This window comes from Polaribacter sp. M10 (assembly GCF_054968445.1).
In genome coordinates this window covers 62500-88425 of sequence record NZ_JBSSBG010000015.1, presented here as the reverse complement: position 1 = coordinate 88425, position 25926 = coordinate 62500, and the positions used below count along the sequence as shown (strand labels likewise).

The window sequence follows — 25926 nt, the reverse complement described above, 5'->3', positions numbered from 1 at the left end:
CTTTAAAATTCGAGTTATGTTAAAGCAATTAGTATATTATTCTATAGCTAATCAAATTATTTCTGATAAAATTATTGATGATATTTTAGAAACTTCTCGAAAACACAATTCTAGCAAAGAAATTACAGGTTGTTTGCTTTATTATGACAATGTTTTTTTACAACTTTTAGAAGGTAAACAAGAAGATATTGATAAACTTTATGCAAAAATAAAGAAAGATCAAAGACACTTTAATGTTACGCTAGTTGCAGAAGATTTTGTAGAAGATAGAATGTATCCAAATTGGAATATGGCGTATCATAAATTTAGAGCAAATCAACTAGCAAAAGAGAAATTTAGAGATAGTATAGTATTTTTATCTAATACTATTCCTAAAAAATCAGAAGCCATCGATTTTTTCTGTCATATGGCAAAACAGATTGTAAATAAATAAAAAAATCCCTAGCACATTAATTCCTAGGGATTTTTTTTATAACAATTAACAAACGTTATTATACTTTTATAGTACAACCTATAGCTCTAGTTTCTGTTTTTTCTACTTCCTTACCTGCCAATAACGCATCAACAGCATTTTCTACATATTTTTCAGTAACAGCATCCGGATTTCTAGAACTATTATCTATAGCACCTATGTATTTCACTTTCATATCATTTTTAGTAACTATAAATACATGTGGAGTTTTAGTAGCACCGAATTTTGGATACACTTTTTGACCTTCATCTAATAAATAAGGAAAGTTAAAACCTTTTTCTTCAGCTCTAACTTTCATTTTTTCGAAACTTTCATCTGGCACTGCTGCTGGATTATTAGGATTAATTGCAATTACAGGATAACCCTCGTCTTCATATTTATCATTTAAAGCAATAATTCGATCTTCGTTAGCAACAGAATAAGGACACGTATTACAAGTAAAAATAATGATGTATCCTTTTGCATCATCATAATCTGATAAGGATAAGAAATCTCCATCTATATTTTTTAACTTAAAATCTTCTATTTTGTCGCCAACTTTGTAGCCAGCATCCGATTTTAAAGTAAATGCTGTAGCAGTTATAGCAACAACTACAAGTAATAAAATGTTTTTAATTGTTTTCATAATGTATTAATTTAAGAATGTTTTTAATTCGTTTTCTAGAGTAATATAATCAAAAGATTGTTCGTAAAATTTTCTATTTTCTTTATTGTAAATTATAGTTGCTGGTATTGCCCCACTCCAACTTTCATCAATCGCTTTTATCCAAACATCTTCATTGGTATCATTTAAATACACCACTTTAGATTTTAGTTTTCTTTTATTGATAAAAGGAATCAATTTTTTTTCTACTTGTTTCGGAAAATCCAAACTCACCAAAATAACCTCAACATTTTTATCTGCATAATCTGTATTAATTTTCTCAAAATAAGGCAATTCTTTTACGCAAGGTGCACACCAAGTTGCCCAAAAATTTACAACATAAACTTTATCGTCTTTCTTTTCTAATAAAGGTTTTAATTGTTCGTAATTAAATGTTTTTACAGATGTAACTTGTTGTGTTTCTTCTAAGGATACGTCTTCAGAAACTTTTTTAGTAACTTCTTTTTTACAAGAAGAAACTACTAATAAAAGGGCAAGGAAAAATAGTGTCTTTTTTATCATATCATAAAAATACATATTAAATCAAATTGTATCTTAAAATTAACTCATAATTAACATTTATATAAGATTATATGACTTTAAAATTCTTGTTTACAGATTATTAAATTTATACTTTTGGTAAACCAATTTGGTTGACCAATTAACTAAAAACAATAAATTATGAGAAAAAACTATTTCAAAAACAAAATTTTTGAGCATTTAACAATCGTATTATGCTTTATTTCTGCATTGTCTACCTCTGCTCAGACTACATATAATATTGATGATCCAGAAGATTTAAGAAACGTAATTTACAGTCCTGGAGATGAAATTATCCTAAAAAATGGAACCTATACCACAGACGAAAGAATGATATTTTTAGGTTCTGGTACTAAAGAAAATCCCGTTATTTTTAGAGCTGAAACTCCTGGTGGAGTAATTTTTACAAACGGTCCAAGATTAACCATTGGTGGTGAAACCGAAGACAATGTAAAAGTGGCAACTGGTGAGTATCTAATAGTAGATGGCTTTCATTGGAAAGGTGGTTATGGAGCTAGTAACTTTATAGAATTTAGAAATGGTCAAGACTTTGCACACCACAGTACCATACAAAATTGTGTTATAGATGGTTTGGCTGCAGAACCAAGTGAATTAGCAGAAGATTTAGCTGATGAGCAAATTACAAAACACAGATGGATTGTTCTTTATGGCACATACAACACTGTAATTAACTGTTCTTTCTTAAACAAAACAACTGCTGGAGCCTTAATTTTAGGCGAATATTCTTACAACGCTTTTCCTGATGGAGATGATGGTGTAAACAACAGTTGTTTAGAAGTTGGGCACACTATAACCAACAATTATTTCTATAATTTCGAAAAACTTACAGAAAAATACGGAACCAAAGCAAATGGTGATGCTTTGTCTAATGCTGGTGATAGCGAAACCATTCGTATAGGAACTAGCTCTTATCAAATGGTAAATAGTAACGTTACTGTAAGCAACAATTATTTTGTTCAAGCTGATGGTGAAAACGAAATTATCACCAATAAAAGTAAAGGAAATTCTTATTTAAACAACACTTTTAGAAGATCTAGAGGTTCTTTAGTTTTAAGACATGGATCTAATGCAACCGTAGATGGCAACTTTTTTATAGGCGAAAATGTAGACGGAACAGGTGGTATAAGAATTACAGACAGTGGTCATTCTATTACAAATAATTACATACAAGATTGCATTACTGTGCTAAGTAATGCCAAATGGAATAACGGAATTACATTTATAGGTGGTAGCGAAGATGCTGATGTTGCTTGTACTTCTGATGATGTTTCTAATGGATATCAACAAACAGAAAACATAACAGTTTCTAGAAATACCATTGTAAATACAAACGCTCCTTTATTTTACAATACAGATAAAGGTTCTACAGATCCAACAGGTATTATTTCAGATAATTTAATTTATTTCCAAGATTCTAATGCCAACATTACTCCTGTAATTTCTGGTGATACAGATTCTGCTTTCAACAATCTTGGTACAGCTTTAACGTATACTGGTAATGTTTTTACAGGTACAACTTTAGGAGCAACAAACACTGGTTTTACAGAAGAAACTGGAATTACAGCAACAGCAGCTGACGAAATATTTACATTTTCAGGAACTGCTGCTGCCAACAAAGGTGCAGATTTAGGTGGCAATACTCCAATAAATGATGCTATGGTTGGTTATGGAATTGGAGCTTGTTTTACAGATTATACAGGTGCAAGTATTATAGATGGTAATTGTGTAATTGAAATTAGCGAATCTATTAACGTAAGTGGGTTATCTCCTTTATCTGCAGAAGCTGGTAGTTACAATGTTACTGTAACTGCTAATGTGGGTTGGACAGCAGTTTCTAATAACGATTGGATAACCATTAATGTAAATACTGCTTCTGGAGATGCAACTATCTCTGTTACAGTTACTAAAAACGAAAGCGCAGAAAGTAGAACTGGCACAGTAACTTTTACTCAAGTTGCTGGTGGAGATGACATTATAAAAACCTTAACAGTAACTCAAGAAGGTGCAGATTTAACATCTTTATACACCTTAATAAATACAGGTACAGGTTTAGATACAGACAAAGTAACTGTACATTCTTTTTCTAAACAAAACGACACTAAATCTCCACCTGAATTGGCAATACATTCTTTAGACAAAGATTTAGATACTGAATGGACAGCAGATGATGGGGCTATTCTTTCTGGTGATTATAAAGGTGATGGTGAATATGTTATCTATGATTTGGGTGATGAATATAGTTTAGACTTAATTCGTTTTAACACAACTAATAAATCTGATGCTTTTGGGGTTCAAATTTGGGTTTCTACAACAGGAACAGAAAATGAAGATTTCACACAAATATTACCAACATCAGGAGATTTATTATTTTCGGCAACAAACACAACCGATTTTAATAATTACGAAGTAGACACAGATGCTAAATACGTAAAAATAATTGGTTTTGGTAGATTTAATGCTGCTAGAGATAATAGAGAAAGTGCTTGGACTGCAATTACAGAAATAGAGTTTTATGGAGAATCTACAGCTTTAAGTGTAAATGATTTTTCTACAAAAGACTTTAGTGTATATCCTAATCCTGTAAATAATCACTCGTTATTTATTAAAACAGCGTCAACTAATTTTAACCAAGTAAATATCTACACTATATTAGGTCAAAAAATATTAGAAACAAAATTAATTTCTAATTCTACAACTCATAAGATTGATGTATCTGCCTTAAATTCTGGAGTATATTTTGTAGAATTAAGCAATGGCAAACAAAAAGCAATCAAAAAAATAATCGTTACTGAGTAAATATTATTTTATTTATAAAATAAAAAAAGGTCTTCTATTCAATTAGAAGACCTTTTTAACTTTTCCTAAATTAACTATTAATTAAAAATATCATTTAAAACTTTAGCCAAACGAATTCCTCCTTTTTGCAATTGATTTCTTACAGTTCCAAAATGATCATAATTGTATCTATAACGTAAATTTTCTCCAATTTTTGCAGATTTATATACTTCTGCAGAAATTTCATGTACTTCATTTACCCAATCTACTATAGATCCTTGCTCAATTAATTCTATCTGTTTTTTTGATAAGTCTTTAGCGTTTTCAGCTAAATCTGAATAACTCATACCATAATCGTCAATCATTTTACTATCCCAAACACTGTGTAAATTGGTTCCTCTACCAAACCATTGTACTTGTACATCATTACCTCCTTTATCTTCTTTTCTACCTATATGTAAAGGTTGATGTAAATCGCCAATAAAATGAACCAACATTTTTAAATGGAAATTTTTATCTTCTGCTGTACTGTTTTCATCCTTTAAAACCGAAATACATTTTTGAATACCAGTAACCAAATCTCCTTGCGGATTTTTATCAGATTCTTCATAAGTCTGATCTAAATCCATATTTACATAATGCCAAGGCGAATATTTTCTGTAAGCTCTGTCTGATTTTATTTCATCTGCAAACGTTGATACAAACGCCAAACTTTGCCCATTTAAAATTTTATCAATTTTCTTTTTTGCTCTTTTGGTTAAATACTTTTCAGCAATTTTACCTGTTACTCTATGGCCATTTTTACCCCAAACTACAGTTTCTTCTGTAGAAGAATTGGTTAAAAAAAAGAACGGAATTAACAATAATAATTTGATGTTCATTTTTACGAATTAAATTTAATTTTCGACAAAAGTATAAAAATATTTACCAGAAGTTTTGTTAAATCATTAAAAAATATTATATCTTTGTGATATCATTTTAATATCATTATAAATTCAAATAATATGAAAGCAGAGAAAATTATTAAATTAGCAAACGGTTACTTAATGTTGTTTATCGTTTTATTGTTGTTTTTTGGCGGAATTGCCATGTCTTTCTTTAAATCTCCCATTTTTATTCTGGTTTCTATTCTTGGATTTATTGGTTTTTTCGGATTTATTCTTGTAAACCCAAATACTTCTAAAGTTATCTTACTTTTTGGTAAATATGTGGGTACCATAAAAGAAAATGGTTTATACTGGGCAAATCCACTTTACAGAAAAAAAACAATTTCTTTAAGAGCTAGTAATTTTGATAGCGAGCGTTTAAAAGTAAACGATAAACTCGGTAATCCTGTAATGATTTCAACCATTTTAGTTTGGCGAGTAACAAATACGTACAAAGCTGCTTTTGATGTAGATAATTACGAGAATTTTGTACGTGTACAAACAGATGCTGCTGTGCGTAAATTGGCAAGTATGTATCCTTATGACAATTTTGCTGATGAAGGTCATGATGAAGACATTACCTTACGTTCTAGCGTTAACGAGGTTTCTGAAGCTTTAGAAAAAGAATTAGAAGAACGTTTGTCTATTGCTGGTATAGAGGTTTTAGAAGCTAGAATTGGCTATTTGGCTTATGCACAAGAAATTGCTTCTGCCATGTTAAAAAGACAACAAGCAACAGCAATTGTAGCTGCAAGACATAAAATTGTACAAGGTGCTGTAGAAATGGTAGAAATGGCTTTAGAAGAACTAAACAAAAAACAAATTGTAGAACTAGATGAAGAAAGAAAAGCAGCAATGGTTAGTAATTTACTCGTTATTTTATGTGGTGATAAAGAAGCTTCGCCAGTTGTAAATGCAGGAACTTTAAGTCATTAAGATGAAAGATAAGAAAACCTATAAAAAAGGAAATGGAATTGCAATTGGAATAGCTACTGGAACAGCAATAGGTGTGGCTCTTGGTAATATTGCAATAGGCATTTCTTTAGGATTGATTTTAGGAGTTATATATGATTCTAATAAAAATAAAAAAGCGAAATCATGAAAGAATATAAAGTAGTGAACTGGAAAATGGGGTTATCCAAAAACAATCAAAAACTTGAAGACACTCTAAATCAGTATGCAAGAGAAGGTTGGGTTTTAAAACATCTTGCAGAAAACACAGCAAGAATAGTTCTAGAAAGAGATAAAAACAGATAAGATGAAAGTTTTTAAAGAAGAACAACGTTTTACACAATTGTGGTTAATTGTTTTAATGGCAGTTAGTTTAATTGTTCCTATTACTATTCTTTTTCAGGAATACAATAAACCTGAATCTTCTTTATCTTTAAATAAATTAATCCTAACTATTACTGTTATTCTACTAACTGCGCTTTTAATTTTTACTTTTAAGTTAACCACTAGAATCGATGAAAAAGGAATTTACTACCAGTTTTTTCCTTTTCATATAACGTTAAAATTAATTGCTTGGCAAGATATTTCTAAAGCTTATGTTCGTAATTACGACCCAATTGGAGAATATGGTGGTTGGGGATTTAAAGGAGGTGCACTTTGGAACTCAAAGAAAGGCAAAGCCATCAATGTTTCTGGAGATGTTGGCATTCAACTAGAACTAAAAACAGGTAAAAAACTCTTAATAGGCACTCAAAAAGAAAACGATGCAAAAAGCGTTTTGGCCACCTATGCATCAAAAATAAATTTATCATGATACGTTTTATCAGTTATTTAATTTTTACTGTTTTTTCAATTTCGGTTTCATTGGCACAAATGAATTCTGAAGAAATTATGATACATAATCTTGGCATTCAATTGCCAGGAACTTTAACGTATGCTCAAGAAAATTCACCTTTAATCATTTGGGTTCATGGTTCTGGTGGTGTAGATAGAGATGGAAATCAAGCACAATACATCAAACAATTTAGAAAAGCTGTTAATCAAGAAAATATTGCGTTTTTTAGTTACGATAAAAGAACTGCCAACCCAAAGAATAGTACCATTTTACAACAAGATGGAATTATTTTTAATGATTTTGTAAGTGATGTAAAAGAAGTGGTGAATCATTTTAAAAACGATAATCGTTTTACAGAAATTATTTTAGCAGGTCATAGTCAAGGCTCATTAATTGCAATGTTAGCCTTAGAAAATGTAGATAAATACATTTCTATTGCTGGTGCAGGAGAAACTATTGATAAAACTTTAGTCAAACAAATATCAAAACAAAGTCCTATTTATGGTGCCTTAACAGAAAAATACTTGAAAGAGTTAAAAGAAACAGGGCAAATTAAAGAAGTAGACCCAAACTTAATGTCGCTTTTTGCACCTCAAAACCAACCTTTTCTAAGCTCTTGGATTGCAATAAATCCAACAGAAGAAATTAAAAAAATAACAATACCTACTTTAATTGTAAATGGTGATAAAGATTTTCAGGTTATGGTAACTGATGCAGAAATTTTAAAAGCTGCAAAACCTGACGCAAAAATTGTAATCATAAAAAACATGAATCATGTGCTTAAAAGCATTCAAAAAAATGAAGATAATTTAGCATCGTATTCAAATCCAAATTTTTCGATTTCAAAACAACTCATCCAAATAATTGTTGAATTTGTAAAAAAATAAAATGGCAAAAAAGAAAGCTTTCGCATTGCGAATAAATGAAGATATGATAAAGGCTATCGAAAAATGGGCTGCAGATGAATTTCGTTCTACAAACGGACAAATAGAATGGATGTTAATGCAAGCTCTAAAAGAAGCCAAAAGAGAACCTAAAAAGAAAGAAGAATAGTTTAAAACACCTATTTTAATTGTTAAAAAAACGCTCAATTTTTATTGAGCGTTTTCTATTTTGTATATTGTTGGCTAAATTCAAATTCAATAAATCATACACAATGAAAAAACTACTAACCTTACTTTTTTTATGCACTACTTCCCTACTCTTTTCGCAAGAGTTTTCTATGGATTTAGTAAAAAACATGAAACCTAGAAACATTGGTCCTGGAGGCATGTCTGGTCGTGTTACAACCATAGATGTTGTAGAATCTAATCCAGAAATTATGTACGTAGGTACAGCTTCTGGTGGTATCTGGAAATCTACTTCTGGTGGTATTAAATGGGAACCAATTTTCGAAAAAGAATTAACGGCTTCTATTGGTGCAATTGCCATTCAGCAATCTAACCCAAGTGTGGTTTGGGCAGGTACAGGAGAAGGAAACCCAAGAAATAGTTTAAATGGTGGTTTTGGTATTTATAAATCTTTAGATGCTGGTAAAACCTGGACAGCTATGGGTTTAGAAAAAACCAGACATATACACAGAGTAATTATTCACCCAACAAATCCAGATGTGGTTTATGTGGCTGCAATTGGTTCTCCTTGGGGAGAACACAAAGAACGTGGAGTATACAAAACGACAGATGGTGGTAAAAGTTGGACACAAATTTTATTTAACAATGTAAAAACAGGAGCTGCAGATTTAATTATGGATCCAAAGAATCCTAATAAATTAATTGCTGCAATGTGGGAGCACAAACGCGATCCTTGGTTTTTTAATTCTGGTGGTAAAGGAAGTGGTTTATACATTACTCATGATGGTGGAGATAACTGGAAAAAAATAACAGATAAAGAAGGTTTCCCTAAAGGGGATTTAGGAAGAATTGGGGTAGCAATTGCACCAAGTAATCCAGAAATAATTTACGCTTTAGTAGAAGCTAAAAAAAATGCACTTTACAAAAGTGAAGATGCAGGTTTTACTTGGAAAAAAATTAACGATAAACCAGGTATTGGAAACAGACCTTTTTATTATTCAGAAATTTATGTAGATCCACAAAACGAAAATAGAGTTTTTTCTGTATTTACTTATGTAAATGTTTCGCAAGATGGAGGTAAAAACTTTAAACAATTAATGCCTGCTTATGGTGTAGATAATGGGGTTCACCCAGATCATCATGCATGGTGGATTCATCCAAATAATGGTAAATTTATGATTGATGGTAATGATGGTGGATTAAACATTACTAAAGATGGAGGAAAAACTTGGCGTTTTATAGGGAACATTCCTGTTGCTCAATTTTATCACATAAATGTGGATAATGAATTTCCTTACAATGTTTATGGAGGTATGCAAGATAATGGTTCTTGGAGAGGACCAGCTTATGTTTGGAAAGCACAAGGAATTAGAAACTCTTATTGGCAAGAAATTTCTTTTGGTGATGGTTTTGATGTAGTACCAGATAAAGACGACTCAAGATATGGATGGACTATGAGTCAGCAAGGTTCTGTTTCTAGATTCGATTATTTAACAGGTAATAATTACGGAGTAAAACCAACGCATAAAGACCCAAATGTAAAATTACGTTTCAACTGGAATGCCGCAATTAATATAGATCCTTTTGATAATTCTACTTTATATTTTGGTAGCCAATATGTTCATAAATCTACAGATAAAGGATTAACTTGGACAGTTATTTCTCCTGATTTATCTACCAACGATCCAGAAAAATTAAAACAATCTGAAAGTGGTGGTTTAACTATGGATGCAACTGGTGCCGAAAATCACTGTACAGTTTTAGTAATAGAACCAACTGTTTTAGAAAAAGATGTGTTATGGGCGGCTACAGATGATGGCCAAGTACATATCACTAAAAATGGTGGAGAAACTTGGACAAATGTTGCCAAAAACATTAAAGATTTACCAGCTAATAGTTGGATTACACAAATTAAAGCATCAAACAAAAACAAAGGAGAAGCGCTTTTAATTGCTAACGATTACAGACGTTTTAATTACACGCCTTATGCATACAGAACCAAAAACTATGGTAAAACTTGGGAACGTATTGTAGATGAAAATGATGTACAAAGCTACACTTTATGTATTATCGAAGATCCTGAAAATGCAAACTTATTATTTTTAGGTACAGACGATGGTTTATATATTTCTATTGATGCTGCAAAGACTTGGACAAAATGGACAGAAGGTTTCCCAACTGTACCTGTTAAAGATTTAGTAATTCATCCAAGAGAAAATGATTTGGTAATTGGTACTTTTGGTAGAGCTGCTTGGGTTTTAGATGACATTCGTCCTTTAAGAAAAATGGCATCAGAAAATGTAATTGCAAAAAAATTAGAATTATTTGAACCACCAACTGCTTATCAAGCAGCAACGCAACAACCAACTGGAAGCAGATTTGGAGCAGATGCTTTATACCAAGGAGAAAACAGAAAAGGTGGCGCAATTATTTCTTATTACATCAACAAACCAAAGGTTGATAAAAAAGCAGCAAAAGACAACAAAGAGGTTAAGGCTAAAAAAGTAAAATACGATTCTATTAAATTAGAAATTTTTGATGGTGATCGACAAATTAGAACCTTAAAATTTAAAGCTCCTAAAGAAAATGGTGTTCATAAAACCACTTGGTATTTAAGAGAAAAAGGTGTGGCTAGAGCTTCTAGAAGAATTCGTAAATCTAGAGGAGAACCAGGTGGAGTTTCTGTAAAACCAGGTACATATAAATTAAAAATGACCTTTGGTGATGCAGTTTCTGAACAAAATATAAAAGTTGAATTCGACCCTAGATTAGAAATTTCTGAAGCAGCTATCAATCAAAAATATGAGGCTAGTAAAAAGCTAGAAAAGTATCAAGAAAAGATAGCCAATGTTGTAAAACAATTGGTAGAAAGTAAAAATACAGCAACTTCTATAAAATCTGATCTATCTAAAGAAGACAAGAAAAAATACAAATCAGAAATTAAATCATCAACAGAAATTATTAAAAAAATTGATAGTTTAACTGCCATGTATTTAGGTACAATAGACAAAAGGCAAGGAATTACAAGAAACCCAGAGGTTACTGTAAACCAACGTTTTGGACAAGCAAGTAGATATATCCGTTCTCGTTTTGGAGAACAAACTGAAACTGAAACAGTTTTAATGAATCAATTTATTGATGAGTTTAAAAAAGCATTAGCAGCAACAAATAGCTTTTTTAATAAAGATTGGGTAAACTATAAAAAATCGGTAGAAAATATTAATATATCTCCGTTTAAAGAAACTAAAATTTATTCTGCGAATTAATTTATTTATGAAGCATATCCTATTGATTTTGAGCTTGATTCTTTTATCTTATAAGATTCAAGCTCAAAATTCTTCTGATAACAAAGTAGGTACTTGGTACATGTTTAATGGAGCTCATAAAATCTCTGAAAAGTTTACAATAAAAAGTGCAATACATTTTAGATACTTTGAGTTTATTACAGATTATCAACAAGAAATTTATAGGTTGGGGTTGAATTATAAAATCAATCCAAATACTAATTTTACCTTGGGTAGTGTATATTCTATTACAGATAATTCATATCAACAAGATTTACCAGATTTATATGAATACAGATTTTATCAAGATTTAAATATCAAAGATCAATGGGGAAATTTTGGAGTAAAGCATAGAGTACGATTGGCGCAACGTTTTAAAAGACAAAATTTTGTAAATAAGACAACACATAGAATACGATATGGATTGTTTATGAATCATCCTTTATCAAAAAAATTAACCACATATATTTTTAATGAAATTTTTATAAAGTTTGCAAAAAAAACGTTTGGTCAAAACAGAACTGGTTTTGGCTTTTTACAAAAGCTAAGCAACCAAATGAAATTAAAAATAGGCTATATGTATACACAGTTTAGTAACTCAAAATCGCATAGATTACAACTAGGAATCATTTTAAATACGAATCATATTAGAAATATATAAATGAATATCTCAGAAATAAACAACGACATTCCATTATTTGCCAATGACACTATTATTTTTGGTGTTTTGTGCGTACTATTGGCAGGTATTTTTTATACATCAACCTTAAAATCTTATCAAAAATTCTATAAAATTGTACCAGCACTTTTATTGTGCTATTTTATTCCTTCAATTTTTAGTTCTTTAGGCATTATTGCAGATAAATGGATAAATGTTGATGCCACAATTACACATCTAAATTCATTATATGGTAACCTTACTAATGTTACTGATTTAAACTCTTTAAAAGAATACATTGCAGCAAATAATATTAATAGTACTGTGTATTCTAAATTTACAGGAAGCAGTAAATTATATTATGTTTCTTCTCGTTTTTTACTACCAGCATCATTAGTTTTATTAACACTAAGTATTGATTTAAAAGGAGTTTTTAAATTAGGGCCAAAAGCATTAATAATGTTTTTAACAGCAACAATTGGAGTTATGATTGGTGGACCAATTGCAATTTTGTTTTTTAAATATGTGGCTCCAGATATTTTAGTTCAAGTAGAAGGCACTGAACTTTGGAAAGGGCTTTCTACAGTTGCAGGAAGCTGGATTGGGGGTGGTGCAAACCAATTAGCTATGAAAGAACAGTGGGAAGTTTCTGATAGTTTGTTCAGCATTATGGCTGTTGTAGACGTTTTAGTAGCAGAAGTTTGGATGGCATTTTTATTAATAGGAGTTGCAAAATCTGATGCTATTGATCGTTGGTTTAAAGCTGATAATTCTTCCATCACTACTTTAAAAAATAAAATGGAAAAATTTACTTTAGAAACAGCTCGCGTTCCTTCTTTTAATGATTTAATTATTTTATTAGGGATTGCATTTGGTGTGACTTCCATAGGGCATATTGTTGGTGATAATTTAGGAAGTTATATTGCTAATAATGTTCCTTTTTTAGTTGATTTTGGTTTGGGAAGTTCTTTTTTCTGGTTGATAATTTCTGCCACAACCATTGGTATTTTCTTATCGTTTACAAAAGCAAAAAATTACGAAGGTGCAGGAGCTAGTAAAATAGGTACCGTTTTTATTTACATTTTAGTAGCTTCAATTGGAATGAAAATGAACCTAAACGCAATTGTAGAAAATATTAGTTTGTTTGCCATTGGCTTTGTTTGGATGATTATTCACGTGGGGTTATTATTTTTAGTTGCAAAAATTATTAAAGCTCCTTATTTCTTTTTAGCTGTGGGCTCTAAAGCTAATATTGGTGGTGCAGCTTCTGCCCCAGTTGTTGCAGGTGCATTTCACCCCTCTTTAGCTCCTGTAGGCGTTTTATTAGCAGTTTTAGGTTACGCATTAGGAACATATGGCGCTTTCTTTTGTGCACTAATGATGAAATGGGTGAGTTAATTTTAAACTTTTCTTGGACTTTATCTTAATAAAAATGCATATTTGCATTCCTAATTTTAAACAAAAAAATGAAAAATATAATCACAATTTTATCACTTTCAATAATCCTTTTTGCTTGTTCATCAAAAAAAGAAGGAAACATGATTGTACAAGGACAAATTAAAGGCCTTAAAAAAGGAAAATTGTATTTACAGAAAATGGTGGATACTGTTTTAGTTTCTGTAGATTCTGTAGCTTTATTAGGTAAAGACACCTTCAAATTAACAGACAATGTAGAATCACCTGTTTTATATTACTTAACTTTTGATGGAAACACAACTGATAAAAGAATTTTATTTTTTGGCGAAAAAGGTACAATTACCATCAATGATAAAGTTGATAATTTTGGATCTTCCCCAGAAATATCTGGCTCTAAAAACCAAGAAATATTAGATAAATATATGGTGGTTAGTAGAAGGTTTCAAAACCAACGTTTAGATTTTATCAAAAAAGATTTTGATGCAAAGAAAGCAAAAGATCAAAAATTAATAGAACAATTAGAAAAAGACTATCAAAGATTGGTAAAAAGGCGTGTATTGTATACCACCAATTTTGCTCTTACCAATTCAGATTCTGAGGTTGCTCCTTATTTGGGATTAACAGAAATGTACGATGCTAGCTTACAAATGTTAGATACTGTAAATAATAAACTTTCTGAACGAGTTAAAAATTCTGATTATGGTAAACGTTTTCAAGAATATGTAAACAGTATAAAAGCTGCAGAAAAAAAGTAAACAAATATCTTTAAGAGTAAAAAAAACCGAGCAAATGCTCGGTTTTTTTATGCTAAAATTATTCAGTTATTCTTTCTTTTTTATACTAATTGCTAAGCCACCACCTTCAGCTAAATGAAAACTCAACACCAAATTTTACAACTTATGATTATCTTCCTCGTAATCTTTTTATGATATAACAAAAGACTTTACATCAAAAACAATAAAAGTATTTACAGCACATAAAATAATTAAAACTGTTTTTTTATCATTATTTTTTTTCTAGAAGAACCATATCAAAATCTGAGTTTAGTGCTACCTTTCCGTCTTTTACCTCAAGGGTTTGGTTTGAATAAAAATCATGCAATTGCGTTCCATTCTTAAAGATTGAAGAAACTTCTATTTCTTTGTTTCCTTTTGGCAAATCAATTCCGATAACAACTTGATCATCATTTTTAACTCTAGAAAAAACCAATCCATTTTCTTCTGAAATTACTTGATGTTTACCAGCACCAACAGCCATATGATTGGCTCTAAACTGACCTAATTTTTGCCAGTGTTGCATAATTTTCTGAGTTTCTGCATCAGCATCAATAGCATCCCAATTCATCGTAGAACGTAAAGTGGCATCACCAACAGTACCTTCAATTATTAAAGGTCTTGCAGATTCATCACCATAATAAACCTGTGCAGTTCCTGGTGTTAAAAATAGCATGGTTGCTGTTTTGTAAGGTAATTTTCTTTCTTTATCAAAAGGTTGCCCATCATCATGAGAAGTCATGTAGTTTAAAACGCCATATCCTTTTAAATCATTTTGTAAAATACTATCGTATTTCTTAAAAACAGCGGCTGCTGGCATTTGTTTGGCATTCCATTTAATTTCAAAATTGATTAAACTGTTGAAAGCATTGTCAAAATAATTGACTTTTTTATCACCAAAATCAAAAGCTTTTCCGTGAGAAATTGCATAATTATACACTTCACCAACTAGATAAAAATGGGTGTCATCTAAAATTTTATCAGGGTTATTTTTCTTGAATTCCTCGAAAGCAAAATCACATGCTTGCTTAAATTCTTGCCAAACATATTCTTCTGTGTGTTTTACAGTATCTACTCTGTAGCCATCAATTCCGAATTCGGTTATATAATCTGTCAACCATTTCATAATGTAAAAACGCGGTGCTCTTGGATGCCCAGTTCTTTCAAAGAATTCATTTAATTCTTTAACTTCTTGCTCATAACGTCCTTCTGCTTTCCATTTTGCAACTAATTGCGGAGGTAAATCTACAGTTTCATTACTTTCTGTTTTAATATCTGGCAAGTTGTTTACCAAAGTACAACTAATGGTATTTTCGTAATTATTGTATTCGCATTTTGGTTCTGTTCTTACCCAATTGCTTGGCCAAACAGGATCTTTTTCGGTAACAGGCCCTGTGTGATTGATGACAGCATCTAACAGAATTCGGATTCCGTTTTTGTGTGCAACAGCTACCAATTCTTTTAAATCTTCTTTGGTTCCGTAATTTGGATCGATTTTGGTCCAATCTTTGGCCCAATAACCATGAAAACCGTAAGAAACGCCTGTTCCTTCGTCTGTGCTTCCGTGAATTTGCTCAACAATCGGAGTCATCCAAATGGCATTGATTCCTAATTTGGTAAAATAGCCTTCTTTAATTTTTTGAGTAATTCCTTTGAGATCTCCACCTTCAAAACCACGTAGTTTTCCTGTTTCTTTGGTTCTATTAAAGTTAATATCATTTTTTGTATCACCGTTATTAAAACGATCGGTTAACAAGAAATAGATATTTGCTCCTTCCCAAACAAATTCTTTTTGGGTCGTTTTTTTATCATCTTTTTTTTCTGATGTAGCACAACTATAAAATGCTACTAGACTTAAGAATAAAAATATTTTTTTCATAATTATATGGTGTAAATAGTAGAACTTTCAGCTTTCTAAAACCTGAAAGTTACTTATAGATATTATTGAAGTTTTAAAATAAAAGATTCCAAAGGTTTTATATCTATCCTAACTTTTGCTTGATTGTTTTCTACTTTTAAAGTTGATGAATATTCGTTATACAATTGGTCTTTTAATTGATATTCACCATCCTTTAAATTCCATTTTGTAATGATATCACCTGGTAAACTCAACTCGAAACCATAGGTGTTTTCTGCATTAAAATTAGCAACAATAATCAATTTTTCATCACCTTTATAACGCACAAAAGACACTACTTTATCATTGTACCATTCTGTATTGTATCTGTTATGATGATGTATGTCTTGGTATTCGCCCATCAATGCATCACTTTGTAATGTAAAGTTTAGCAATCTTTTGTAAAAATCTCTCAAGTCCAATTCTTCTTGGGTAGATTGCCCACCATCAAATTGCTTGTTGTTGACCCATCTTTGTAGAGATGGCACTCCAACATAATCGAAAATAGATGTTCTAGAAGGCGTTCCAAAACCGGCATTTTCAGAACCATCTTCTCCAAATTCTTGACCAAAATAAATCATGGTTGGTGCTGTAGAAATAGTGGCAGAAACTACCATGGCTGGTTTGGCTTTTAATGCATTGCCTGCAAATTCTGGACTTGCAATTCTTTGCTCATCATGATTTTCTAAAAAATGCAACATGTGATGTTCTATATCTTTTAAATCGTCTTGAATTGGCGCAATATGATCTGTAGAACCACGACCTTGCATGATGTTTTTAAGGGTATCATACAACTGAACTTTGTCGTATAAATAATCCATTTTTCCTTTTTTAATATAATCTCTGTATAAATGCGGTTGATATACTTCTGCCAATAAAAATGCATCCGGATTTTTCATTTTGATAGATGAGTTCATAAAACTCCAAAACTCAACTGGCACCATTTCTGCCATGTCAAAACGAAAACCATCCACACCTTTGTCTAACCAATACAAGGCAATGTCTCTGAATTTAATCCAAGAATTGGGTATTTTTTTATCTTGCCAAAATTCAAAATGTTTTTTGTAATCTAGGTTTTCTGCACCTTCTGGTAAATCAGAAAAATCTTTTTTACCTTCTGGTGATATTCCATAATTCACTTTTACAGTTTCGTACCAATCGTAAAAATTTGGCTTTACAGATCTTGCTCCATTTCCTGTCCATTTCGATGGATTTTCATCAAACATTCCATCAGATAAAGGATGATTTTCTCCACCCAAAGGTGCATAATCATTTAAAAATTCTGGAACTTGGAAAGGTTTCTCAGGATTGTAATAAAAATTATTATCTACATCATAAACCACAGAAGTATCATCTTCTGCTCCAAAATCTTTAACTCCTTCTGGATTAGACAGACTTTTGTAATTTCTGGCCACGTGATTAGGTACAATATCTATAATTACTTTCAATCCGTTTTTATGAGAACGCGCTATTAAAGCTTCAAATTCTTCTAATCTATTTTCTACATTTACAGCCAAATCCGGATTTACATTGTAGTAATCTTTTACAGCGTAAGGAGATCCTGCTCTACCTTTTACCACATCAGGATCATCATTAGAAATGCCATATTTTGTATAATCACGAATTACATCATGATGTGGCACACCTGTATACCAAATATGTGTAACTCCTAAATCTTTAATTTCTGATAATGCTTTATCTGTAAAATCATTGAACTTACCAACGCCATTTTCTTCAATGGTTCCCCAAGGTTTATTGGTGGTGTTTGTATTTCCAAACAAACGCGTAAAAACCTGATAAACCACTGCTTTTTTCTTTACACTAGGATTTTTCATTTTTTTATCTGATACTTTTTCGGATGTACAACCAATTACAATTGATAAAATTACAGCTAATGCATACGAATGTATTTTTTTCATAATTGATTTATTTTAATGCTATTTTAATTTTTAATTCTTTTTTAGGATTCCATTTTAACGGAATTGTAAGCGTGTTTTCTTTTGATGAAATTCGTGTTCTTTTTCCATTTACTTTTATTTTTTTAGGGTTGTGATGAATGTTATGAACAATCAATTTAATTTCTTTTTCTGACGGATTCCAGTTTTCTCCAAATTCAGCTTCAAAATCTATTTCTAGATACTTTTTATCAAACTCTGCTTCAAATTCTAAAATTTCATAAGCGTCTTTTTCAAAGGCATTGGCTGTTAAACCATCATCATTATAAAACGTTCTTTCGGTTTCTTGTTTTGAACTATGGTAATAATAATGAACTTCTAATTGATCTGCTTTGTACTTGTCTGTAGTTTGCACTAGATTCGTCATTAAAATAAATGCGCCTTCTCTTACATAAGTAGGAATGGAATTTTCTTGAACTTGAACACTTTTTGTTTGTCCTCCTTCAATTTTTTCATCCGTATAAAAATCAATCCAATTGGCAGTTTTCGGAAAATAAATTGCTTTTGTTTCTACTGAATCTTTTAAAATGGGTGTGATTAAAAAATCTTTTCCCCATAAATAAGTCGATGAATTTGTCATTAAGTTTTCATCATCTTCTTCAAAGAAAATAGGACGCATTAAAGGCATTCCTTTTTGATTATTTTCGAACGCCAAGTTATAATTATAAGGCAATAATTGATAACGTAATTCAATAGATTTTTTAGCTAATTTCTTAGCTTTATCACTTCTAAAAACAGGTTCACTTGGTACATCTTCTTGTGCATGAGGTCTAAAAATTGGTTGAAAAACGCCATATTGCAACCAGCGAGTGTATAAATTATCATCTAAATTTGCACCTGCAAATCCGCCTAAATCTGAGTGCATATAACCCAAACCTTGCATCCCCATTTGTAAGGCAATTTCTGGTTGCGATTGCAAACCTCCCCAAGTTCTATTGACATCTCCAGACCAAGGAATCATTCCAAATCGTTGCGAACCAGCAGCTCCTGCTCGCATTAAAATAAAAGGTCTTTCTGTTGGGAATTCTTTTTGATAACCTTCAAAAATTAATTTTGCCCAATCATGACCATACAAATTATGAATTTCATCTGCTTTTAGATTTTGGTTAAAAGTAACCCAAGAAGGCAATACTTCTGGCTCTCCTAAATCTCCCCAAAATCCTTTTGCACCTAGGTTTAGAATCTCTTTATAAATATTCCAGAACCAATCTTTTCCTTCTTTTTTGTAGATATCAACAATGCTAGTGTTACCAAAATAGAAATCATATTTTGCTGAATTGCCAATGCTGTCTTTAGCCAAAATTCCTTTTTGATCTGCTTCTTTCCATTTTTTAGAATTCGATAAAATAAATGGCTCAGTAATTAATACTGTTTTTACGCCTTTGTCTTTTAAACGAGCAATCATCCCTTTCATATCTGGGAAAGAATCTTTATCCACTTCTAAATTCCCCATAGTTCCTTGAACTGTTTTTCCAAACCAATACAAATCTAAAATTACTGCATCTACAGGAATGTTTTCTTCTTGAAATTTTGCTATTGTAGCTTCTGTTTCTTGTTGAGAATGATATCCAAATCTACTCGAAAAATTACCTAATGTCCATCTTGGAGGCAAAGGTTGTTTTCCTGTTAAATTGGTATAATTTTCGATTAAATCTTGCCAAGAATCACCAACAATAATTTGATAAGTTTTACGTCCAGAAATGGTTTCGTAAGTTAACGTATTGTCTTTTTTACTGTCTAAATCTAAATATCCAATTGGAGCATTATCAAAATGAATCATGTATTTTTTTGATGAAATCACTAACGGAATTGTAAAATTCATCAACTCAGATTTTGTTTCATAACCATAATGTGCTCTATTGTACAAAGGCAATCTGTAACCTCTTCTGTTCATCCCTAAAGCTCTTGCTCCTGTTCCATATAAAATTTCATTATTCGTTAAATTGAATTCGATTTTTTCGGTTTCATCTGCAACAATATTTCCACTAACCAAATCTAAAGGAATGTGTTTGGATTTGTAATACCCTTGTTTTTCTGAGGTTATCAAATTATTATTCTTATCAGAATAGGAAATTTGAAAAGGCTCTGTAGTAATGTCAATAGAGATGGATTCACTTGAAAATGAAATTATATTTCCACTATATTTATACGTTGTTTTAATTGGTTTTTGTTCTAAAATAACTGCATGGCTTTTTTTATTTACTTTTTCATTTAGTGGGATAAAAGTTGTTTCAACAATATCATCTGTATAAAAATGAAATTTATAGGTACCATCATTTGTAACTACTGTAAAAACACCATTCTCCTCATTATGAGATTTATATACTCTTTTGGAATTTTGTGCAATTGTAAAATTGACTAGAAAAAGAAATAAGAAAGGGATTATATATTTTTTCATATGATTGATACCTACAAGGTTTTAAAAATCTTGCAGGATTTATAGTTTATTTTTTTAATAAAAAAGTCAATGGAATGTCTATTCTTTGTTGCCAAGAAATTTCTGAATGATTGGTGCCTTCAAAAAATAAATTCTTATAATTTTCTGAAGTATAACCATTATTTAGAAAAATAGCATCCACTTTTGGTGCATATTGTGGATAAAATTGATCTAAAGTTTTGTTACCGTAATCAAAATAAATTTTATGTGTTTTTGCATCAGGAACATTGTTTTCTAAATAGGTAAATATTGATTTTGGTAATGGATTATTTTCTACAGGTTGTGCACCCACCCAATGTGTAGAAATACATGCAGCGCCTTGAAAAACATCTGGATATTGGGTAATTGCATACATAGACATTAAGCCGCCCATAGAAGAACCTGCCACAAAAGTGTTTTCTTTATTGGTAAAAACAGCATAATTTTTATCGATATAAGGTTTAAGTTCTTCAACTAAAAATTTCAAGTATTCATCTCCAGTTAAATCTGACAATTCCACATCATTATTCGAAAAACTTTTTACGAGTTCTAACTCTTTTTGGGTTAGAAAATTCATTGCTTTTTCTGGATACAAATCTAGCCACCTAATTTCAGCAATATTATGAATTGCCACTACAATAAAATCTTTGGTAACTCCATTTTTCATTAATTTTGAAGCCACTTCATCAATTTTCCATTCTTGTTTGTTCCAAGTCGTAGTTTCATCAAATAACATTTGGCCATCGTGCATGTATAAAACTGCATATTTTTTTTCTTCGGAATAGTTTTCTGGCAACCAAACATCAACTGGTCTTGGTTTTATAAATTGACTCGGAAAAGAATCTACTCTTATTAATTTTCCTGCAGCTAAAGTTGTTGTTGATAATTCGTGTGCTTTTATAGCTGATTTTGATGATTCTTGCTTTTGATCTTTTTCAGTTTTATGACAAGAAATACAAATTGTGATTGCTAGTAAGATGAGTATTTTTTTCATGATTAAAAAATATAAACCTTTCAGGTTTTAAAAACCTGAAAGGTCTTGTAAATTAATTATTTTTTGTACTTAAAATTACGCTTCCTTTTTCTGACAGCTGAATAGCATCTTTCCATAAAAAAGCTTCACCTGTAATTATATTTTTTAAAGTTTTACCCTCTAAACCAACTTCTTTAAAACGTTTTAAATCGATACTAATTGGTTTGTCATTTTTGTTGATGATGTGCACTACAACCTCATCATTTAAAACTCTAAACAGAAAATAAGTTCCCATAAAAGGTGCAAAATGAATTGTTTTTCCTTCTTGAATTGCCTTACTATTTTTTCTATAATTTAGAACGGTTTTCAAAAAATTTTGCATTGATTTTTGATCATCAGACAAACCTAAACCTGTAAAAGCATTTACTTGATCACCTTGCCAACCACCAGGAAAATCAGTTCTTATTAATCCATGATCTCCAGGATTTGCAGTATCATCCATTAAAATTTCTGTTCCGTAATAAATTTGAGGAATTCTAGGTAATAGCAACATATAACCTAATGCCATTTTTGCATTTGCTACATCTTCTTTTACTTCTGTATATAACCTACTTTTATCATGATTGTCTAAGAAAATCATGATGTCTTTTGGAGAAGCATAATGAAAATCATTTGCCAAACCTTCGTATAATTTTACCAAACCCTTGTCCCAAGATTCTTCTTCGTTAATTCCCTCTATGATTGCTTTTTCCATAGGGAAATCCATAGTAGATTTTAGATTCGATTCGTAACCATCTTTGTTTTTAGCACCTTTTTGCCAGTAACCTATTAATAAAGGATTGTAGCTCCATTCTTCTCCAACAATTGAAAAATTTGGATATTCGTTCATAATTGCACCTGCCCAATTTGCCATAAAATCTTTATCAGGATAAGGATAAGTGTCTTGACGAATGCCTCCTAAACCCAAAGTTTCTATCCACCAAATAGAATTTTGAATGATATAGTTTGCCATAAACGGATTTCGCTGATTTAAATCTGGCATTGTTGCCACAAACCAACCTTCATTATTTCCTTTTCTATCGGCTTCTGAAGCATACAAATCTTGATTTGTAGTTCTTCTATGATTTGAGTTGATATTGGTTTTATAATCCCAATTCTCAATATTGTCTTCGTAGTTTTTTTGATGATTTACCCAATCTTCAAAAGGCAAATCTTTCATCCACCAGTGTTCTAAACCACAATGATTTGCAACCTGATCCATAATTAATTTCATTCCTTTTTTTCGCAATTCATCTGCTAAATTTTTATAGTCAGATAAATTTCCAAAACGAGGATCTACTTTGTAATAATCTGTAATTGCATAACCATGATAAGAGCCTTTGTACATGTTATTTTCTAACACAGGCGTTGGCCAAACTGTAGTAAAACCTAAATCTGAAATATAATCGAGGTTGTTGGTAATTCCTTGTAAATCTCCTCCATGACGTTTGTAATTATCAGTTCTGTCTACATCAGTTTCATTCATACTTTTGTTAACGTCATTGCTTTCATCAGCATTTGCAAAACGATCTGGAGTAATTAAATAAATGGCATCAGTATTATTAAAACCAACATAATCTTCAGCCTTTTTTTCTCTTTGTTTTAACTCGTAAGTATGTGTTTTTTTTGTTTGATCATCAAAAGTAAAAACGATGTCGAATTTACCTGGTTTTGTATTTGGATCTATAGTTAAATCTAAAAATAAATAATTGTTACTTTTTGCTTTGTTAACTTCTTTTAGAGTTACACCAGCATAAGAAATTGTAGGTGTTGCTTGCCCAATATTGGTTTCTTTTACCAACAATTGCAGCGAAGTATTTTTCATATTTACCCACCAATGCAAAGGTTCTACTCGCTCTAAAAACGAATTAGAAACCGAAACTTCAGAAACATCTTTTTGAGTTTCTGTAGTGTTACAAGAAATTAAAATGAATGTAAATACTGCTAAAAAAATGTTTCTGAAATGTTTCATGATCTCTACTAAAATAAATTAATTTGGTGTTACAGTTACTGTTTCTCCGTTTACTAAAATGTCAATGGCTTTAGTACCTTCTAGTTTAAATTTTGTATCATTCTGACTTACGTTTACCGTAATTACTTGTTGTCTAAAATTCACTTTAAACGAATAAGAATTCCATCCTTCAGGAATTTTTGGCGCAAAAGAAAGTGTGTTATTTACTATTCTCATTCCTCCAAAACCTTCAACAATACTCATCCAAGTTCCTGCCATAGAAGTAATGTGTAAACCTTCTTCTACTTCGTGATTGTAATCGTCTAAATCTAAACGAGAGGTTCTTAAATAGAAGGTATACGCTTGCTCCATTCTATCTAATTTTGCAGCTTGAATACTGTGCACGCAAGGCGAAAGCGAACTTTCGTGTACAGTAAATGGCTCGTAAAAATCGAAATGACGCTCTAATTCTTCTGTTGTAAAATGATCTTCGAACATGTAAAAACCTTGCAAAGTATCCGCTTGTTTGATGTAAGGCGAACGTAAAATTCTGTCCCAACTCCATTTTTGGTTGATAGGTCTTTGGCTTTGATCTAAATCTGCAACAGTAATTAATTCTTTGTCTAAAAAACCATCTTGTTGCAAATACACATTGTGCTTTTCTGAATATGGAAAATACATATTGTCTGCAACATTTTTCCAAGAAGCCAATTCCTCATCTGTAAAAGCTACTTTTTCTTTAATTCTGCTATAATCAGCAGTGAAATCGCTTTTAACAATGTCAATATTTTCTAAAGCGTAATTGATACACCATTTTGCAATATAGTTGGTATAAAAATTATTGTTGATGTTATTCTCATATTCATTTGGCCCTGTTACGCCTAACATTACAAACTTATTTTTATCTGTAGAAAAGTTGACTCTTTGATGCCAAAAACGTGCAATTCCGATTAAAACTTCCAAACCTTTTTCTGGGATGTAAGAATAATCTTCTGTAAAACGATGGTAATTATAAATGGCAAAAGCAATAGCACCATTTCTATGAATTTCTTCGAAAGTAATTTCCCATTCATTATGACATTCTTCACCATTCATGGTAACCATTGGATACAATGCTGCTCCGTTTGTAAATCCTAATTTCTCAGCATTTTCAATGGCTTTCTCTAAATGTTTGTATCTGTACTCTAACAAAGTTCTGGCTACAGATTGATCTTTAGTGGCCATATAAAAAGGAATGCAATACGCTTCTGTATCCCAATACGTACTTCCTCCGTATTTTTCTCCTGTAAATCCTTTTGGACCGATATTTAACGAAGCATCTGTACCTAAATAAGTCTGATTTAACTGAAAAATATTAAAACGAATACCTTGTTGCGCTTTTACATCACCTTCTATGGTGATGTCTGACATGCTCCAGATTTTTGCCCAAGCTTCTTTTTGCATGGCTAATAAAGCATCGAAACCGAAACTTACAGCTTTATCTAAAGCTGTTTTTGCTGCAGCAACCAATTCGTTTTTATCGTGATTTCGATCTACAACATAACCACCAAATTTATGAATGGAATAGGTTTGATCTTTTTTAATTTCTTGTTGATATTTATTGGCTATAAAATTACTTGATTGCTCATTTGTGCTATTCGTTGTAATTTCATTACCATCAATAAATATTTTAGACTCCATAAAAGTACACGTGTAAAAATGTGTTTTCATGGTTCTTGCTTCTATAAAAGACTGATGATTGTCTTGAGAAACTCCTAAAACATCCCAAAATTGGTCATCCCAATTGGTATCTTCATTGGTAATACCAGCATCTAAGTAAGGAATATAAGTGATGGTTACATCATTACTTAAAGGAGTAATATTGTAAGAAATGGCACCAATTTCATCTAAATCTAAACTTAAAAAACGTTTGGTTTCTACTTTAATTTTTACATCATTTTGTAAAACAGCTTCAAAACTTCTAGACAACCAACCCTCTTGCATGTTGAGCTCTCTTTTAAAGTTTACAACTTCTTTACAGGTATATAAATCTAATTTTTCATTGTTAATTAACACGTTAATTCCTATCCAGTTTGGTGCATTTAAAACTTTTGCAAAATATTCTGGATATCCATTTTTCCACCATCCTACACGAGTTTTATCAGGATAATAAACCCCTGCAATATAACTTCCTTGAAAAGTTGGGCCTGTATATTCTTCTTCAAAATTGGCACGTTGTCCCATGGCTCCATTACCAATACTGAACAAACTTTCTGAAGATTTTACCATTTGTGTATCGAATCCTTCTTCTAGAATTGACCACTCATTTGGTTGTATATAAACTTGATTCAT

At 31.1% G+C, this 25926-nt stretch carries 21 protein-coding genes; 12 read left to right on the top strand and 9 right to left on the bottom strand.

The genetic code is table 11. The features are described from left to right. The first annotated feature begins 16 nt into the window (after positions 1 to 16). The gene (locus tag ACWYN7_RS13190; protein ID WP_462860447.1) at positions 17 to 433 is read left to right on the top strand and encodes a BLUF domain-containing protein; all 417 of its coding nucleotides are present in this window, start codon (positions 17 to 19) and stop codon (positions 431 to 433) included. 58 nt (positions 434 to 491) lie between these two features. Here ACWYN7_RS13190 and ACWYN7_RS13185 read toward each other — a convergent pair whose 3' ends face one another. Further along, positions 492 to 1097, bottom strand: a complete 606-nt coding sequence (locus ACWYN7_RS13185; protein WP_462860446.1) for a thioredoxin family protein — start codon at positions 1095 to 1097, stop codon at positions 492 to 494. A 6-nt stretch (positions 1098 to 1103) separates the two neighbouring features. Then, entirely contained in the window at positions 1104 to 1637 is a 534-nt protein-coding gene (locus ACWYN7_RS13180) for a TlpA disulfide reductase family protein (RefSeq protein ID WP_462860445.1), read from the bottom strand. Between the two features lie 159 nt (positions 1638 to 1796). On the opposite strand from ACWYN7_RS13180, the gene ACWYN7_RS13175 reads away from it, so the two are divergent. Next, on the top strand, positions 1797 to 4472 hold the full coding sequence (locus tag ACWYN7_RS13175; protein WP_462860444.1) for a chondroitinase-B domain-containing protein: 2676 nt from the start codon (positions 1797 to 1799) through the stop codon (positions 4470 to 4472). A gap of 77 nt (positions 4473 to 4549) precedes the next feature. Here ACWYN7_RS13175 and ACWYN7_RS13170 read toward each other — a convergent pair whose 3' ends face one another. Further along, on the bottom strand, positions 4550 to 5332 hold the full coding sequence (locus tag ACWYN7_RS13170; RefSeq protein WP_462860443.1) for a S1/P1 nuclease: 783 nt from the start codon (positions 5330 to 5332) through the stop codon (positions 4550 to 4552). A 123-nt stretch (positions 5333 to 5455) separates the two neighbouring features. On the opposite strand from ACWYN7_RS13170, the gene ACWYN7_RS13165 reads away from it, so the two are divergent. From ACWYN7_RS13165 to ACWYN7_RS13120, 10 genes are all read left to right on the top strand, one after another. Next, positions 5456 to 6313 (top strand): SPFH domain-containing protein, encoded by an 858-nt coding sequence (locus tag ACWYN7_RS13165; RefSeq protein WP_462860442.1) that lies wholly within the window; start codon positions 5456 to 5458, stop codon positions 6311 to 6313. Between the two features lies 1 nt (position 6314). Then, complete coding sequence (locus tag ACWYN7_RS13160) at positions 6315 to 6479, top strand: hypothetical protein (RefSeq protein WP_462860441.1); 165 nt, start codon at positions 6315 to 6317, stop codon at positions 6477 to 6479. Beyond that, the gene (locus tag ACWYN7_RS13155; protein WP_076686431.1) at positions 6476 to 6634 is read left to right on the top strand and encodes a DUF4177 domain-containing protein; all 159 of its coding nucleotides are present in this window, start codon (positions 6476 to 6478) and stop codon (positions 6632 to 6634) included. Before ACWYN7_RS13160 ends, ACWYN7_RS13155 begins: the two co-directional genes overlap by 4 nt. A gap of 1 nt (position 6635) precedes the next feature. Further along, on the top strand, positions 6636 to 7142 hold the full coding sequence (locus tag ACWYN7_RS13150; protein ID WP_462860440.1) for a hypothetical protein: 507 nt from the start codon (positions 6636 to 6638) through the stop codon (positions 7140 to 7142). Next, complete coding sequence (locus ACWYN7_RS13145) at positions 7139 to 8050, top strand: alpha/beta hydrolase (protein ID WP_462860439.1); 912 nt, start codon at positions 7139 to 7141, stop codon at positions 8048 to 8050. The genes ACWYN7_RS13150 and ACWYN7_RS13145 overlap by 4 nt, the downstream gene beginning before the upstream one ends. A gap of 1 nt (position 8051) precedes the next feature. Beyond that, positions 8052 to 8216, top strand: coding sequence for a type II toxin-antitoxin system antitoxin (locus ACWYN7_RS13140; RefSeq protein WP_081411166.1), 165 nt, complete (start codon positions 8052 to 8054; stop codon positions 8214 to 8216). Positions 8217 to 8319: 103 nt separating this feature from the next. Then, on the top strand, positions 8320 to 11499 hold the full coding sequence (locus ACWYN7_RS13135; protein ID WP_462860438.1) for a WD40/YVTN/BNR-like repeat-containing protein: 3180 nt from the start codon (positions 8320 to 8322) through the stop codon (positions 11497 to 11499). Positions 11500 to 11506: 7 nt separating this feature from the next. Beyond that, entirely contained in the window at positions 11507 to 12178 is a 672-nt protein-coding gene (locus ACWYN7_RS13130; RefSeq protein WP_462860437.1) for a DUF2490 domain-containing protein, read from the top strand. Continuing rightward, the gene (locus tag ACWYN7_RS13125) at positions 12179 to 13573 is read left to right on the top strand and encodes a DUF819 family protein (RefSeq protein ID WP_462860436.1); all 1395 of its coding nucleotides are present in this window, start codon (positions 12179 to 12181) and stop codon (positions 13571 to 13573) included. Positions 13574 to 13641: 68 nt separating this feature from the next. After that, positions 13642 to 14346, top strand: coding sequence for a DUF4369 domain-containing protein (locus ACWYN7_RS13120; RefSeq protein WP_462860435.1), 705 nt, complete (start codon positions 13642 to 13644; stop codon positions 14344 to 14346). 250 nt (positions 14347 to 14596) lie between these two features. Here the strand turns inward: ACWYN7_RS13120 and ACWYN7_RS13115 are convergent, their stop codons facing one another. The 6 genes from ACWYN7_RS13115 to ACWYN7_RS13090 form a co-directional block, all read right to left on the bottom strand. After that, positions 14597 to 16243, bottom strand: a complete 1647-nt coding sequence (locus ACWYN7_RS13115; protein WP_462860434.1) for an alpha-amylase family glycosyl hydrolase — start codon at positions 16241 to 16243, stop codon at positions 14597 to 14599. 62 nt (positions 16244 to 16305) lie between these two features. Further along, the gene (locus ACWYN7_RS13110; protein ID WP_462860433.1) at positions 16306 to 18180 is read right to left on the bottom strand and encodes an alpha-amylase family glycosyl hydrolase; all 1875 of its coding nucleotides are present in this window, start codon (positions 18178 to 18180) and stop codon (positions 16306 to 16308) included. Between the two features lie 7 nt (positions 18181 to 18187). Beyond that, positions 18188 to 20614, bottom strand: a complete 2427-nt coding sequence (locus ACWYN7_RS13105; RefSeq protein ID WP_462860432.1) for a TIM-barrel domain-containing protein — start codon at positions 20612 to 20614, stop codon at positions 18188 to 18190. Positions 20615 to 20660: 46 nt separating this feature from the next. Beyond that, positions 20661 to 21626, bottom strand: coding sequence for an alpha/beta hydrolase (locus ACWYN7_RS13100; protein WP_462860431.1), 966 nt, complete (start codon positions 21624 to 21626; stop codon positions 20661 to 20663). Between the two features lie 52 nt (positions 21627 to 21678). Beyond that, positions 21679 to 23616, bottom strand: coding sequence for a glycoside hydrolase family 13 protein (locus tag ACWYN7_RS13095; protein ID WP_462860430.1), 1938 nt, complete (start codon positions 23614 to 23616; stop codon positions 21679 to 21681). 18 nt (positions 23617 to 23634) lie between these two features. After that, a complete protein-coding gene (locus ACWYN7_RS13090; protein ID WP_462860429.1) occupies positions 23635 to 25926 on the bottom strand; it encodes a glycoside hydrolase family 65 protein in 2292 nt (763 codons plus the stop codon).

Bases quoted from the DNA above. Each gene is read 5' to 3' on its own strand.
- ACWYN7_RS13175 (WP_462860444.1), top strand. From the start codon at position 1,797: ATGAGAAAAAACTATTTCAAAAACAAAATTTTTGAGCATTTAACAATC.
- ACWYN7_RS13190 (WP_462860447.1), top strand. From the start codon at position 17: ATGTTAAAGCAATTAGTATATTATTCTATAGCTAATCAAATTATTTCT.
- ACWYN7_RS13120 (WP_462860435.1), top strand. From the start codon at position 13,642: ATGAAAAATATAATCACAATTTTATCACTTTCAATAATCCTTTTTGCT.
- ACWYN7_RS13105 (WP_462860432.1), bottom strand. From the start codon at position 20,614: ATGAAAAAATATATAATCCCTTTCTTATTTCTTTTTCTAGTCAATTTT.
- ACWYN7_RS13185 (WP_462860446.1), bottom strand. From the start codon at position 1,097: ATGAAAACAATTAAAAACATTTTATTACTTGTAGTTGTTGCTATAACT.
- ACWYN7_RS13115 (WP_462860434.1), bottom strand. From the start codon at position 16,243: ATGAAAAAAATATTTTTATTCTTAAGTCTAGTAGCATTTTATAGTTGT.
- ACWYN7_RS13140 (WP_081411166.1), top strand. From the start codon at position 8,052: ATGGCAAAAAAGAAAGCTTTCGCATTGCGAATAAATGAAGATATGATA.
- ACWYN7_RS13135 (WP_462860438.1), top strand. From the start codon at position 8,320: ATGAAAAAACTACTAACCTTACTTTTTTTATGCACTACTTCCCTACTC.
- ACWYN7_RS13090 (WP_462860429.1), bottom strand. From the start codon at position 25,926: ATGAATCAAGTTTATATACAACCAAATGAGTGGTCAATTCTAGAAGAA.
- ACWYN7_RS13180 (WP_462860445.1), bottom strand. From the start codon at position 1,637: ATGATAAAAAAGACACTATTTTTCCTTGCCCTTTTATTAGTAGTTTCT.
- ACWYN7_RS13160 (WP_462860441.1), top strand. From the start codon at position 6,315: ATGAAAGATAAGAAAACCTATAAAAAAGGAAATGGAATTGCAATTGGA.
- ACWYN7_RS13170 (WP_462860443.1), bottom strand. From the start codon at position 5,332: ATGAACATCAAATTATTATTGTTAATTCCGTTCTTTTTTTTAACCAAT.
- ACWYN7_RS13130 (WP_462860437.1), top strand. From the start codon at position 11,507: ATGAAGCATATCCTATTGATTTTGAGCTTGATTCTTTTATCTTATAAG.
- ACWYN7_RS13165 (WP_462860442.1), top strand. From the start codon at position 5,456: ATGAAAGCAGAGAAAATTATTAAATTAGCAAACGGTTACTTAATGTTG.
- ACWYN7_RS13155 (WP_076686431.1), top strand. From the start codon at position 6,476: ATGAAAGAATATAAAGTAGTGAACTGGAAAATGGGGTTATCCAAAAAC.
- ACWYN7_RS13110 (WP_462860433.1), bottom strand. From the start codon at position 18,180: ATGAAAAAAATACATTCGTATGCATTAGCTGTAATTTTATCAATTGTA.
- ACWYN7_RS13100 (WP_462860431.1), bottom strand. From the start codon at position 21,626: ATGAAAAAAATACTCATCTTACTAGCAATCACAATTTGTATTTCTTGT.
- ACWYN7_RS13125 (WP_462860436.1), top strand. From the start codon at position 12,179: ATGAATATCTCAGAAATAAACAACGACATTCCATTATTTGCCAATGAC.
- ACWYN7_RS13095 (WP_462860430.1), bottom strand. From the start codon at position 23,616: ATGAAACATTTCAGAAACATTTTTTTAGCAGTATTTACATTCATTTTA.
- ACWYN7_RS13150 (WP_462860440.1), top strand. From the start codon at position 6,636: ATGAAAGTTTTTAAAGAAGAACAACGTTTTACACAATTGTGGTTAATT.
- ACWYN7_RS13145 (WP_462860439.1), top strand. From the start codon at position 7,139: ATGATACGTTTTATCAGTTATTTAATTTTTACTGTTTTTTCAATTTCG.